The 13,705-nt window shown below is 72.6% G+C and carries 12 protein-coding genes; 8 read left to right on the top strand and 4 right to left on the bottom strand.

The features are described from left to right. Positions 1-227 precede the first annotated feature (227 nt). The gene (locus tag QOL16_RS11615; protein WP_171898724.1) at positions 228-1,439 is read right to left on the bottom strand and encodes an ROK family transcriptional regulator; all 1,212 of its coding nucleotides are present in this window, start codon (positions 1,437-1,439) and stop codon (positions 228-230) included. Between the two features lie 144 nt (positions 1,440-1,583). Between QOL16_RS11615 and QOL16_RS11610 the strand changes: the two genes are divergently transcribed. The 6 genes from QOL16_RS11610 (at position 1,584) to QOL16_RS11585 (ending at position 7,985) form a co-directional block, all read left to right on the top strand. Then, positions 1,584-2,330, top strand: coding sequence for a sugar phosphate isomerase/epimerase (locus tag QOL16_RS11610; RefSeq protein ID WP_071284690.1), 747 nt, complete (start codon positions 1,584-1,586; stop codon positions 2,328-2,330). Further along, a complete protein-coding gene (locus QOL16_RS11605; protein ID WP_071284689.1) occupies positions 2,327-3,478 on the top strand; it encodes a Gfo/Idh/MocA family protein in 1,152 nt (383 codons plus the stop codon). Before QOL16_RS11610 ends, QOL16_RS11605 begins: the two co-directional genes overlap by 4 nt. A 115-nt stretch (positions 3,479-3,593) precedes the next feature. Next, positions 3,594-4,898, top strand: a complete 1,305-nt coding sequence (locus QOL16_RS11600; protein WP_065960810.1) for an ABC transporter substrate-binding protein — start codon at positions 3,594-3,596, stop codon at positions 4,896-4,898. A gap of 242 nt (positions 4,899-5,140) precedes the next feature. Then, positions 5,141-6,136, top strand: coding sequence for a carbohydrate ABC transporter permease (locus tag QOL16_RS11595; protein WP_139197544.1), 996 nt, complete (start codon positions 5,141-5,143; stop codon positions 6,134-6,136). Beyond that, entirely contained in the window at positions 6,129-6,968 is an 840-nt protein-coding gene (locus tag QOL16_RS11590) for a carbohydrate ABC transporter permease (RefSeq protein WP_065960812.1), read from the top strand. Before QOL16_RS11595 ends, QOL16_RS11590 begins: the two co-directional genes overlap by 8 nt. 78 nt (positions 6,969-7,046) lie before the next feature. Beyond that, a complete protein-coding gene (locus QOL16_RS11585) occupies positions 7,047-7,985 on the top strand; it encodes a hypothetical protein (RefSeq protein WP_071284688.1) in 939 nt (312 codons plus the stop codon). Between the two features lie 15 nt (positions 7,986-8,000). Here QOL16_RS11585 and QOL16_RS11580 read toward each other — a convergent pair whose 3' ends face one another. Genes QOL16_RS11580 through QOL16_RS11570 form a run of 3 tightly spaced genes read right to left on the bottom strand, consistent with a single transcriptional unit; the run spans position 8,001 to position 11,325 of the window. Beyond that, positions 8,001-8,810 carry a glycosyltransferase family 2 protein gene (locus QOL16_RS11580; protein WP_254780271.1) on the bottom strand — a complete coding sequence of 270 codons (810 nt, stop codon included), beginning with the start codon at positions 8,808-8,810 and terminating at the stop codon, positions 8,001-8,003. Beyond that, positions 8,807-10,210, bottom strand: coding sequence for a bifunctional PIG-L family deacetylase/class I SAM-dependent methyltransferase (locus QOL16_RS11575; RefSeq protein ID WP_254780269.1), 1,404 nt, complete (start codon positions 10,208-10,210; stop codon positions 8,807-8,809). Before QOL16_RS11575 ends, QOL16_RS11580 begins: the two co-directional genes overlap by 4 nt. Beyond that, positions 10,207-11,325, bottom strand: coding sequence for a hypothetical protein (locus tag QOL16_RS11570; protein ID WP_071284686.1), 1,119 nt, complete (start codon positions 11,323-11,325; stop codon positions 10,207-10,209). Before QOL16_RS11570 ends, QOL16_RS11575 begins: the two co-directional genes overlap by 4 nt. A 125-nt stretch (positions 11,326-11,450) precedes the next feature. Between QOL16_RS11570 and QOL16_RS11565 the strand changes: the two genes are divergently transcribed. Next, positions 11,451-12,191, top strand: a complete 741-nt coding sequence (locus tag QOL16_RS11565) for a response regulator transcription factor (RefSeq protein WP_065960817.1) — start codon at positions 11,451-11,453, stop codon at positions 12,189-12,191. Positions 12,192-12,201: 10 nt separating this feature from the next. Continuing rightward, positions 12,202-13,677 carry a HAMP domain-containing sensor histidine kinase gene (locus QOL16_RS11560; protein WP_071284685.1) on the top strand — a complete coding sequence of 492 codons (1,476 nt, stop codon included), beginning with the start codon at positions 12,202-12,204 and terminating at the stop codon, positions 13,675-13,677. The last annotated feature ends 28 nt before the right edge of the window (positions 13,678-13,705 follow it).

Raw genomic sequence — 13,705 nt, 5'->3', positions numbered from 1 at the left:
GGGGGTGGGGTCGGGCCGGAACGACGGAGTCGACCCGCGGGGTGCCGGGACGACCGGGTCGAAGCCCGGGTCCAGGTCGCCCCACAGGGTGGGCTGCACGATCGTCACCGTACGATTGTCACCCCGCACGCCGACAGGACGCGAACCGACGCGCCTCGACGCCGGGGTGGTCCGCCGTGAGCGGACGGGACCGTGAGCGGACGGGACCGTGACGGACGGGACCTCGGTCAGGAGACGAGCGCCCGGCCCTCGGCGAAGGTGACGAGCTCGTCGACGCCCGCGGGGGAGAGGGCGTACCCGATCGCGAGCGCCGCGGCCCCCTGCAGCGCGGCGAACGAGCCGGCGCGGGACTGCGCGATGACGAGGTGCTCGGTGGCGAGCGGCATCGAGCGGGAGTAGACGACCTCGCGGACGCCGGCGAGCAGGTGCTCCCCGGCACGCGTGATCGAGCCGCCGAGCGCGATCACCGAGGGGTTCATCAGCGAGACGCACGTGGCGAGGACCTCGCCGATGTCCCGTCCGGCCTGTCGCACCGCGCCGATGGCGTCGAGCTCGGCGCGGTTGACGAGGTCGATGACGTCGCCGCTGGTGTGCACGTCGTGGCCCTTGGCGCGGAGCGCCCGGGCGATGGCGGGGCCGGACGCGACCGCCTCGAGGCAGCCGGTGTTGCCGCAGTGGCACGGGACGTCGCCGGCTCGGGACACCCGGACGTGGCCGATGTCGCCCGCGGTGCCCTGCGCGCCACGCTGGAGCTCGCCGTCCGAGACGATGCCCGAGCCGATGCCGGTGGCGACCTTGACGAAGAGCAGGTGGTCGACGTCGGGCCAGCCGTGCTGGCGCTCCCCGAGGGCGGCGATGTTCACGTCGTTGTCGAGCAGGACGTGCGCGGGGACGTGGTCGTGCAGCCACGCGGGGACGTCGAACCCGTCCCACCCGGGCATGATCGGCGGGTTCGCGGGGCGGCCGGTCGAGAACTCGACCGGCCCGGGCACGCCGATGCCGATCGCGACGACGTCCTCGCGGGACCGACCGACCTCGTCGAGCAGGTCGTCGATCGTCTCGACCAGCCAGGTCAGGGTGGGCACGGGGCCGGCGGCGATGTCGACGGCGGCCTCGCGGGTGGCGAGGGGGGTGGCGACCAGGTCGGTCACGGCGACGCGGCCGTGCGAGGCGCCGAGGTCGGCGGCGACGACGAGCCGGGCCCGCGGGACGAGGGCGACCTGGGCGGGGGGACGCCCGCCGGTCGACGCGGCGGTGTGCACCGGGCCGACGAGGCCGACGTCGATGAGCGCGTCGAGGCGCACGGCGATCGTCGAGCGTGCGAGTCCCGTCAGGGCGGCCAGCTCGGCACGGGTCCGCGGCACACCGTCGCGGAGGATCTGGAAGAGCTCGCTCGTCCCGACCGGAGGCGACGCTGCCGTCCGTGTCAAGTCGACCATGTCGGGAGTGAACCACAGTTCGAACGCGCCACGCAACGAACCTCGTCGAAGCGGTTGCAACTTTTGCTTGACCGCCGACAGAAGGTGGTCATAGTGTGACGCTCGATCAGCGACGATCCATCATCTCGACGAGGAGAACACCCGGTGACCCAACCCCTGTCGGTCCAGCTCTACACCGTGCGGGACGCCCTCTCGGCGGACCTGCTCGGCACGCTCCAGCGCATCGCGGCCATCGGCTACACCGACGTCGAGGCCTTCGGCTTCGTCGACCGCGCCGAGGCCCTCCGCGACGCCCTGGCAGAGGCCGGCCTCCGGAGCCCGAGCGGCCACGCCCGTCTGCTGGACGCCGGCGAGCAGGACCTGGAGCAGATCTTCCACGCGAGCACGACGATCGGCCTCGGCACCCTGATCGACCCGCACATCGACGAGTCGCGCTGGACGACGCGCGAGGACGTCGAGGCCGCCGCCCGCGAACTCAGCGCCCTCGCCCCGCGCGCCGCCGACCACGGTCTGGTGCTCGGCTACCACAACCACGCGTTCGAGTTCTCGAACCGCATCGACGGCGTCTCGGCCTACGAGGTCTTCGCGGACGCCCTGTCCGACGACGTCGTGCTCGAGCTCGACACCTACTGGGTGACGGTCGGCGGGGACGACCCGGTCGCGGTCATCCGGAAGTACGGCGACAAGGTGCGCTTCCTGCACGTCAAGGACGGCGACGGCTCGCACGACGACAAGCGGCAGGTCGCCGTCGGGAACGGCGTCATGCCGATCCGCGACATCGTCGCCGCGGCGCCCGACGCGCAGCACGTCGTCGAGCTCGACGACCACGAGGGCGACGTCCTGCAGGCCGTCGCCGACTCCTACACGTTCCTCGAGGGGGCCCGCGCATGACCACCACGGACACGACCGCCGACCAGCACGCCGCCGGGGCGACCCGGACCGGTCCCGTCGGCGTCGGCGTCATCGGCGCCGGGGTCATCTCGGACCAGTACCTCTCGAACCTCACGGTGTTCCCCGACCTCGAGGTCCGGTTCATCGCCGACATCGACGAGCCCCGCGCCGCCGCACAGGCCGAGAAGTGGGGCGTCCGCGGGTCCGGCTCGGTGGCGGAGCTCCTCGCCGACGACGACATCGAGATCGTCGTCAACCTGACCATCCCGGCCGCCCACGTCGAGGTCGCCCTGCAGGCCCTCGCCGCCGGCAAGCACGTGTGGGGCGAGAAGCCCTACGCCCTCGACCGGGAGAGCGCCGCGCAGCTCCGCGACGCCGCGGCCGCCGCCGGGAAGACCGTCAGCGTCGCCCCGGACACGTTCCTGGGCGCCGGCCTGCAGACCGCCCTCCGCACCATCCGCGAGGGCCGCATCGGCACGCCGCTGAACGGGCTCACGCTCTTCCAGAGCCCCGGCCCCGAGTCGTGGCACCCGAGCCCCGAGTTCCTGTTCGCGTACGGTGCCGGTCCGCTGTTCGACATCGGCCCGTACTACATCACCACCCTCGTGCAGGCGTTCGGCCCGGTCGCGAAGGTCACCGCGACGGCGTCGAGGTCCCGCGCCACGCGGACGATCGGATCGGGTCCGAAGGCCGGCACCGAGTTCCCGGTCGACGTGCCGACGAACCACTCCGCGCTCATCCAGTTCGAGGGCGGCGGGAGCGCGCAGAGCGTCTTCTCGTTCGAGTCGGACCGCGGCCGCACCGGCTTCGTCGAGGTCGCGGGCGAGACCGGCACGGTCGTGTTCCCCGACCCGAACGAGTTCGACGGCGACACCCAGCTCTTCGCGCACGGCGCCGAGGAACCCGAGACGATCCCCGCCGTCGGCTCCACCTACTCGCGCGGGACGGGCGTGGTCGACCTGGCCCGTTCGCTCCGCGCCGGCCAGGACAACCGGGTCCCCGGTGCCCTCGCCTTCCACGTCCTCGACGTGATGGTCTCCATCGCCGAGGCGGCAGAACGTGGTGAGACGGTGCTCGTCCAGAGCACCGTCGAGCCCTCCCCGACCCTCCCCGAGGGCTGGGACCCGGCGGAGCAGAGCCTGTCCTGACCGGACGGGGCGCGCACCGCCCGCAGGCCGGCACCGACGTCGGCCCGCACGCACACAGCAGCACCCGACACGCTCCACCCTCAGCACCATCTCAACGACGAGAAAGTAGAGAGTCATGCGCACTGCCATCCGCGCACTGGCCATCACAGCGGCCGCGGCACTGACCGTGACCGGCCTGGCGGCCTGCTCCTCCGGCGGGTCGTCCGGTTCCTCCGGCGACACGAAGACGCTCACCTACTGGGCGTCGAACCAGGGCACCTCCCTGCAGAACGACAAGGAGGTGCTCACCCCCGTGCTCGAGAAGTTCACCAAGGAGACCGGGATCAAGGTGAACCTCCAGGTCATCGGCTGGAACGACCTGCAGAACAAGATCCAGACCGCCGTCACCTCGGGCCAGGGCCCGGACGTGGTGAACATCGGCAACACCTGGGCGACCTCGCTCCAGGCCACCGGCGCCTTCCAGGAGTTCGGTGACTCGGAGATGAAGGCGATCGGCGGCGCCGACAAGTTCGGCAAGGTCGCGCTGTCCACCGGTGGCGCCCCCGGCAAGACCGTCACGAGCGTCCCGCTCTACGGCCTCGCCTACGGCCTGTACTACAACAAGCAGATGTTCAAGGACGCCGGCCTCGAGGCACCCACGACGTGGGAGGACCTCACCGCCGACGCGAAGAAGCTCACCTCGGGCGACAAGTACGGCTTCACGATCGCAGGCGGTTCGTACACCGAGAACTCGCACTTCGCGTTCATCACCTCGGCGCAGAACGGCGGCGAGTGGTTCGACAAGGACGGCAAGCCGACCTTCACCGAGAAGGGCAACGTCGAGGGCATCAAGCGCTACCTCGACCTGATGCAGTCCGACAAGGTCGTCAACCCGTCGAACGCGCAGTACGACAACGGCACGCAGGCAGTCTCGGACTTCGCGAACAAGAAGGCCGCGATGATGCTGACGCAGAACAACGCGAACGCCACCATCACGTCGCAGGGCATGACCACCGACGAGTTCGGTGTCGTCCCCTTCCCGACCACCGCTGACGGCAAGGACATCGCGTCCTTCCCGGCCGGCATCAACCTGTCGGTCTTCAAGAACACGAAGAACAAGGACGGCGCGCTGAAGTTCGTCAAGTACATGACGAGCGCGGACACGCAGGCAACGCTCGACAAGCCGTACTCGGCCCTGCCGGTGCTCGCCTCGGCTGCCGACTCGGTCACCGACGAGCAGACGAAGACGTTCCTCGACATCTACAACAACAAGGCGAAGCCGCTCCCGCTGGTGCCCGCCGAGGACCAGTTCGAGTCGACGGTCGGCAAGGCGATGAACGACATGTTCGCCAAGATCGCCACCGGCTCGACCGTGTCGGAGAGCGACATCAAGTCGGCGCTGCAGACGGCGCAGGACCAGGTCTCCCAGGCCGCCGGTTGATCCGCCTGGAGGCCCGGATCGCGTCCGCCAGGACGCGTCCGGGCCTCCACCCCCTCGCTGGTGACCCGCGGCACGTCCGTCGGTCCGCACCAGCGGTCCCACACCCGGCCACGCGCCGGGGGTGAGCCGATCGGCTCACGCTTGCCGTTCCTCCAGGCCGTCGGCCCGGCTGCTGCCGCAGCCGTCCCGACGGTCCGGGGGACGACGCACCCGATCCCCACCTCGCCGGAAGGCCACCACCCATGTCAACCTCGGTCCTGCCCGACTCCGAGCGCATCGACCTGACGCACACGAAGGGTCCGACGCTGTCGGGCCCGCAGTCGGCCCGCAAGCCGAAGCGTCACTGGTTGCCGTACGCGCTCGTCGCACCGGCGATCCTGTTCGAGCTGCTCATCCACATCGTGCCGATGGTCACCGGCATCTGGATCTCGTTCATCCAGCTCACCAAGTACTTCATCGCCAACTGGGGCGCGGCACCCTTCGCCGGGCTGCGCAACTACCAGGTCGCGATCGACTTCGACCAGGCCATCGGCAAGGGCGTGCTCAACTCCTTCCTGATCACCTGCGGCTTCACGCTCCTGGTGGTCGCGCTGTCGTGGACGTTCGGCATGGCCGCCGCGGTCGCGCTGCAGAAGCCGTTCAAGGGCCGGGGCCTGTTCCGCACGCTCTTCCTCGTGCCGTACGCGCTGCCGATGTACGCCGGGGTCATCACCTGGAAGTTCATGTTCCAGCGCGACTCGGGTGCGGTGAACCACATCCTGGTCGACCAGCTCGGGTTGTTCGGGGGCCAGGCGCCGTTCTGGCTGATCGGGTCCAACGCCTTCGTCTCGGTCGTCGTCGTGGCGATCTGGAAGACCTGGCCGTTCGCCTTCCTCATGCTCATGGCCGGCCTGCAGTCCGTGCCGAACGACGTCTACGAGGCCGCGTCGGTCGACGGTGCGAAGCCGTTCCGCCAGTGGCGCTCGATCACGCTGCCGATGGTCCGCCCGGTGAACGTGACGCTCGTGCTCGTGATGTTCCTCTGGACGTTCAACGACTTCAACACGCCGTTCGTGCTGTTCGGCTCGACCGCGCAGCCGCCGGCAGCCGACCTGCTCAGCTTCCACATCTACAACGCGTCGTTCATCACCTGGAACTTCGGCTCCGGCGCCGCGATGAGCGTCCTGCTCCTCATCTTCCTGCTCATCGTCACGGGCATCTACCTCGCCGTGACCAACCGGAGGTCCGTCCGTGCGTGAGACACTCGGCGCCAAGTCGTTCAAGATCATCACGATCGTCCTGCTGACGCTCTTCACCGTCGTCCCGCTCTACGTCATGATCACGACGGCCATGAAGCCGCTCGGCGACGTGCAGAACGACTTCACGTGGATCCCGACGAACATCACCTTCCAGCCGTTCATCGACATGTGGTCGACCGTCCCGCTGGCGAAGTACTTCGTCAACTCGCTGGTCGTCTGCACCGTCGCGACGCTGTTCTCGCTCGTCATCGCGACGTTCGCGGCGTACGGCGTCTCGCGCTGGAACTTCAAGGGCAAGAGCACCTTCACCACCGCGGTGCTCTCCACCCAGATGTTCCCCGGCGTGCTGTTCCTGCTGCCGCTGTTCCTCATCTTCACGAACCTCGGCAACGCCCTCGGCATCCAGCTGGTCGGCTCGTGGCTCGGCCTGATCATCACGTACCTGACGTTCACGCTGCCGTTCTCGATCTGGATGCTGTCCGGCTACTTCGAGACCATCCCGCGCGAGCTCGACGAGGCCGCGATGGTCGACGGGTCCGGCCCGATGGGCGCGCTGTTCCGCGTGATCCTGCCGTCGGCCCGTCCGGGTCTGGTCGCGGTCGGCATCTACTCGTTCATGACGGCGTGGGGTGAGGTGCTGTTCGCCTCGGTCATGACGAACGGCGACGGGCAGCTGCTGGCGAACGGCCTGCAGCAGTACTCGACGCAGACGAACGTGTACTGGAACCAGATCATGGCGGCCTCGCTGGTCGTCTCGATCCCGGTCGTGATCGCGTTCCTCATCGTGCAGCGGCAGTTCGTCGCCGGCCTGACCGCGGGCGCGGTCAAGTAGCACCCCCTCGCAGGAGCGACGGCCCCGGCGTCCACCGCCGGGGGCCGTCGCTCTCGCACGTCCGGAGAGGATGGAACCATGACCGGGACCCGAGGGCGGCAGCTGCTGCCCGGACAGACCAGCCGCGTGCACGTGTACGACCTGGCGTCGCGGACCAGCCGGCTCGTGTTCGCGTCGTCGTCACTGCTCGTCGAGGCGCCGAACGTGCTCGACGAACGGACGCTCGTGCTGAACGGCGACGGCGACCTGTGGCGGCTCCGGCTGCCCGACGACGGCACCGTGCTCGACGAGACCGCGTTGGTCCGTGTGCCGATGGACGGCGTCGACGAGATCAACAACGACCACGTGCTCGACCCGGCGGGCGGCTCCGTCGTGGTGAGCGCCCGCGACGGCGAGCTGTACCGCGTGCCGCTGCCCGACGGCGGACCGACCACCCGCATCACCGACGTCGCCGCGGCGCACCCCGTGCGCCGGAAGTTCTACCTGCACGGCATCGCCCCCGACGGGTCGTCGCTCGCCGCGATCGTGGGGGAGCTGTCCGAGGACGGCGTCTGGACCACCGACGTCGCCCTCGTCGACCCGGCCACGGGCGAGCCGACCTTCCTGACGCGCGACGGACACCCGGACGACGGCTGCACGGTCACGCCCGACGGCGGGACGGTCCTGTGGAACACCGAGCGGTTCACGCCGGGCACCGCGCAGCTCGCGGCCGTCCGGCTCGACGGCGGGGACCCGGTGCGGATCACGGCCGACGACCGGGTCGACTGGTTCCCGCACCTGTCACCGGACGGCGCGCACCTGCTGTACCTGTCGTACGAGCCCGGCGTCCAGGGGCACCCCGCCGACCACCGGGTCGAGCTCCGGCTGCTGCCCGGGTCGCTCGTCCGTGGTGCCCGGATCGCCGTGGTGCCGGAGACGCTCGTGGCGCTCGACGGGGGTCAGGGCACCGTGAACGTGCCGCCGTGGTCGCCGGACTCGACGTGGTTCGCGTACTGCGACTACCCGGTCGCGGGGTAGGACGGCCCGGCCGGGTCAGCCGGCGTCGCCGTAGGTCCGGCGCAGGTGCTCGGCGTAGCCGCCGGGCGTCCGGCCCGCGAACCGGCCGCTCGTCACCACGGGGAGGTCCTCGGTGTCGCGCACCCGGAAGCCGAGGGCCCGGGCCCGCGCGACGAGCCGGACGTCCTCGTGCTCGGGGACGGGGTCGAAGCCGCCGACGGCGGTGTCGACGTCCGCGCGCACGCCGAGGTTCGCGCCGTGCACGTGCCCGAGCGTCGCACCGGGCGGGTGTGCTGCCCGCCACCGGGCCAGGACGTCCGCGTCGAGGTCGTCCGCGTCGGGGACCACCGCGCCGACGAGCACGTGCGCGCCGTCGGTGAGTGCCGCGAGGTGCTGCCGCAGCCAGTCGGGGTCGACGCGCGAGTCCGCGTCGGTGTGCGCGAACCAGTGGTCCGCCGGGGCGACGGGGTCGGTGGCGGCCGTCGGGAGCGGCGTGCGTCCGGCGCCGAGCACCCGCGCGTGGGCGACGCCGAGCGCCCGAGCCCGCCCGACGCCCACGTGCGCGGAGGCCAGGACGTGCAGCGTCCGGTCGTCCCAGGTGGCGTCGGACGACCTGGCCGCGGCGACCACGGCGGCCGTGCCGTCCGTGCAGCCGTCGAGCACGAGGGTGACGCCGACCCGGACCCCGGGCGACGCCGCGCGCACGGCACGGACGGCGTCCGCGAGGGCGGACAGACAGCGTCCGACGGCGGCCTCCTCGTCGTGCACGGGCACGACGACGTCCACCCGGCGGGGCCCGACGGGGTCGGTCCGCGCGGGCACGGCGACCGCGGTCCGCCCGGTCACGGGGCGAGTCCCTCGGTGCGGGCGACGGACCGCACGTCGGGCCCCGGGAACACGCTGAGCACGAAGTCGTCCTCGACGTGGTGGACCAGCCGCGGCCGGGGCCAGCGTGCGCCGATCCGTGCGTCGACGGTGTCCCCGTCGGAGACGGCCTCGTCGTCGGGGTGCCGCCAGTGGCAGGTCACCAGCACCCCGTCGTCGTCGAGCGAGCCGAGCACGCGGTCCACGGTGCGGTCGAGGTCGTCCGGGGACAGGTAGTAGCCGACCTCGGACAGGACCACGAGGTCCCACCGGCCCGCCGGCCACTCCGCCGGGAACGCGGCCTGCTCGAACCGGGCCGCGGGCGCACGACGCCGTGCGCGGTCGAGCGGTGCCGCGGCGATGTCCGTCCCGAGCACGGCGTCGGCACGCTCGGTGAGCGCAGCGGTGAGCACCCCGGTCGCGCACCCGAGCTCGAGCGCCGACCGGAACCGTTCGCGGGGGAGGGCGGCGAGGGTGACGGCACGCTTCCGGCGCTCGTACCAGGACCCGTCGAAGTCCCACCCCTCGGGCTTCCGGGCGTAGTGCTCGTCGAAGGACGCCCGCGAACGGGACGACGGGACGGGGGTGTCGGCGAGGGTGGCGTCGGCGTCGGCGTCGTCCGTGGCCGGGTCCGGCACGAAGAACCACTCCTCGGCCCGCAGGTGGTGCGTTGCGTGCCGGTCGTCGACGACCGCCTCGTCGCCCGGCGCGGGGGAGAGCGGCTCGGTCTGCGACGGGTACGCCGCCAGCGCCCGGGCCTTCCGGTCGCGCACGGCAGCGTCGAGCGGGAGCACCCGTGCCCGCTCCCACGGTGCGGCGGACGCGTCCGGGGTGTCCCAGTGCCAGGTCCACACCGGGTACGACAACAGCGCGGTGCCGGGGGTCGCGGCGACGAGCTCCTCGGCGACCTCGCCGGCGATCCGGTGGTCGCGGTGACCGTCCCCGCGCCACGGCGCCACGACGAGCGTCGGTCGGGCCGCCCCGGCGAGGCGTGCCGCGAGGGCACGACGGAGCTCGTCGCGGTGCTCGCGGAGCCCGCCGTCCGGGACGGTCAGCTCGATGGCGCTCGCCGCGGGGTGCAGCGTGCCGAGTGCGGCGCGGAACTCGGCACGGCGCCGGGTCACGAGTGCGTCCGGCGTCGTCGTGGGGGAGTCGGGGTGGGAGCCCTCGCCCGCGGTCACGAGCAGCACGTGCACGGGGGTGCCGGCGTCGGCCGCGGTCGCGATCAGCCCGCCCGCGCCGAGGGTCTCGTCGTCGGGGTGCGGAGCGACGACCACGACCGACCCCACCCCGGCGAGGTCGACGGTCGCGGCACCGACGCCGGCCAGGAACGTCGTCCACGCCGCCGGGTCGGTCCCGGGCTCGCGGTGGTCGAAGCTCACCACGCGACACCGCCGCGCTCGAGGACGGTGCGGCCGACGCGGGCGAGGTCGCGGTCGCCGTGGTCCTGGAGCACGTAGAGCTCGAGGTCGGCGACCCGCGCCGCGACCGCGGGGTCCTGTGCGAGCGGACCGGGTCCGATCGTCCGGACGACGCGCTCGCGCACCCGGTCGGCCGCGCGGCGCACCCGCGACCGGACGGTCTGCGCGAGCAGCGGCCAGTCCGGCTCCGCACCGGGCGCGCCACCCGCGTCGACCGCGTCGATGCGGGCCGCGGCGGTGGCGACCGCGTCCTCGGCGTCCTCGAGGTCGAGGACGGTCGCCCCGAGCGCGGCCTGCAGCAGCTCGCTCTCCGGGCGGGCCCGGGCGAGGTCGCGGAGCACCCGTGCGAGTCCGACCGTGCCGCCCCACCAGCACGCCGCGACGCCGATCCCGCCCCAGGCGAACCCGGGACGACGGAGGTACCAGCCGGGTGCCCCCACTGTCTGCGCGGCGACCCCGACGAGGTCGACCGGTCCGCTCGGGACGTCCGGCATGCCGCGGGCGACCCAGGCCTCGTCGTGCACGGTGACACCGCCCTGGCGCAGCTCGACCGCGACGAGCACCCGTTCGTCGCCGAGGTGCGCCGTGACGAGGGCGTGCGAGAGCGACGACGCGAGCGAGCACCACGGCTTCGTCCCGTCGAGCACGACCGCGGTGCCGGAGGGCACGGCCGGCGACGGTCCCGGCGGAACGTCCCGGTCGGCGGACGACACCGTCGCGCCGAGCCGGAGCCCGGGCGCCTCGGCCGCGAACACGCCCCACGACGACCCGGCCGGGGCGGCGACGCCGGCCTGCGCGAGGATCGCGAGGGCGTCGAGGTGTGGTTCGAGGACCCGCGCCGCCTGCACGTCGGCCGCGGCGACCGCCGCGAGCGTCGCGAAGGACGCGCCGGCCGTGCCCGCGGACAGGAGCGGGGCGGTGGCGCCGAGCGCCCGGACCACCGCGAGCCGGTCCGCCGGGGCCGCACCGGGCCTCCCGTCCGGTCCCGCGACCGCGGTCGCGGCCCGCACCGCCCGTCCGACCGCTTCGGTGTCGACGTCCTGGGCGGACGGGGGCCAGGCGGGGGATCGCAGCACGCCGCCACGCTACGGAGCGCTCCCCGGGTGCCCTCACGGCGCCCGGCGGGGAGTCGACGGGTGATCCACAGAGCGCGGACGGTTCCTCCACAGTGCGCTCATAGGAAACCCTCGACACTGGGAGTGTGACCATCTCCCAGCCCACCGCAGCCCCGCGCCTCACCCGTGCCGACGGTTCCCCGTTGCGCATCCTCGTCGTCGACGACGAGGCCAGTCTCACCGACCTGCTCTCGATGGCGCTCCGGTACGAGGGCTGGGAGGTCAAGAGCGCGAACGGCGGGCAGGAGGCGCTGGCCACCGCGCGCGAGTTCCGGCCCGACGCGATGGTGCTCGACGTGATGATGCCCGACCTCGACGGCCTGCAGGTGCTCGCCCGGCTCCGGCAGAACGACGACGACACCCCGGTGCTGTTCCTCACCGCCAAGGACTCCGTCGAGGACCGCGTCTCCGGGCTCACCGCGGGCGGCGACGACTACGTCACGAAGCCGTTCTCGCTCGAGGAGGTCGTCGCGCGGCTCCGCGGGCTCGTCCGCCGCTCGCAGATCTCGGTCTCCGAGGCCGGGGACTCCCGCATCGTCGTCGGGGACCTCGTGCTCGACGAGGAGTCCTACGAGGTGTCCCGGGCCGGCCGCCCGATCGAGCTGACGGCCACCGAGTTCGAGCTCCTCCGCTTCCTCATGCGCAACCCCCGCCGGGTGCTCAGCAAGGCGCAGATCCTGGACCGTGTGTGGTCGTACGACTTCGGCGGCAAGTCGAGCGTCGTCGAGATCTACATCTCCTACCTGCGCAAGAAGATCGACGCCGGCGAGACCCCGATGATCCACACCGTGCGCGGTGTCGGTTACGTCATCAAGCCGACCTCCTGAGGGCGCACCCGTGACCCTCCGCCGCCGGCTCGTCCTGGTCACCGTCGCGCTCGCGGTCGCCGTCAGCACCGTGATCGGCGCGGGCAGCATCATCGCGCTCGCCTCGATCCAGCGGTCCGCCATCGACCACCAGCTGCAGTACGCGACGAACCGGGCGCAGCGCTCCGTCGAGCAGCAGGGGCCGAACGGGCCCGGGCTCGACATCGCCCGGCCGAGCGGGCAGGCAGCGGGGACGCTCACGGCCTACTTCCTCAACGGCGACGTCGTGGTCGGCAGCGTCATCGACAACGCCGGCGACCTCGGACGGCTCAGCAGCGCCGTGGTCCGACCGCTCGGCACGGTCACGGTCGACGGTCGGGCGCACACCGTGGACCTCGGCGGGGACCTCGGGCGCTACCGGGTCACGGCCGCGCCGGTCGGCCCCGCCGTGCTCGTCGTCGGCCTGCCGATGACCCCGGTGTACGAGAGCGTCGGGAAGCTCCTCGTGGTGGTGCTCGTCGTGACCGTGCTGGCCCTGCTCGCGGCCTCGGCCGTCGCCGCGCTCGCCGTCCGCCGCTCCCTGCGGCCGCTCGACCGGGTCGCCGAGACCGCCTCCGCGGTGGCACGGACGCCCCTCGACCGCAGCGACGTGCTCGACGGCGTGCGCGTCCCCGACACCGACCCGCGCACCGAGGTCGGACGGGTCGGCACCGCGTTCAACCGCATGCTCGGCCACATCGGCGCAGCGCTGCAGGCCCGGGAGCGGTCCGAGCAGCAGGTCCGGCAGTTCGTCGCCGACGCCTCGCACGAGCTCCGCACGCCGCTCGCCTCGGTGCGCGGGTACGCCGAGCTCACCCGTCGGATGGGCGGGGACCTGCCGCCAGACGTCGTCTACGCGATGGGCCGGATCGAGAGCGAGTCGATCCGGATGACCTCGATGGTCGAGGACCTGCTGCTGCTCGCTCGCCTCGACGAGGGCCGCGAGGTCCAGTTCGCCGAGGTCGACCTCACCGGCCTCGTGCTCGACGCGGTGAACGACGCCCACGCGGCCTCGCCGGCGCACGCGATCGCCGTCGACGTCCCGGACGAGCCGGTCGTGGTCCCCGGCGACGCGGCCCGGCTGCACCAGGTGGTCGTCAACCTCGTCACGAACGCACGGACCCACACCCCGGAGGGCACGCGGATCACCGTCGGCCTCACCCCGGTCGGAGCGGGCGCCGGGGGCGGCGTCGACCTGACGGTCCGGGACGACGGGCAGGGCATCGACCCCGCGTTCGTGCCGAAGCTGTTCGAGCGCTTCGCCCGGGCCGACAGCTCGCGGTCGCGGAGCGCGGGGTCGACCGGGCTCGGGCTCGCGATCGTCGACGCGGTCGTGCAGGCGCACGGCGGCTCGGTCACGGTGACGAGCGAGCCGGGCGACACCGTGTTCACGGTGCACCTGCCCGCGGTGCGGCCGGGCGCTGGTGGGGCCGCGGACGCGCGCGACGCGGTGGCGTCGGCCACCTGACGGACGGGAGGCGCGGGGCGGCGCCGCC

The sequence above is a fragment of the Curtobacterium sp. MCBA15_004 genome, assembly GCF_001865055.2.
Lineage (GTDB): Bacteria > Actinomycetota > Actinomycetes > Actinomycetales > Microbacteriaceae > Curtobacterium.
The sequence above is the reverse complement of the archived record's forward strand: the minus strand, read 5'-3'. Positions and strand labels throughout refer to the sequence as shown.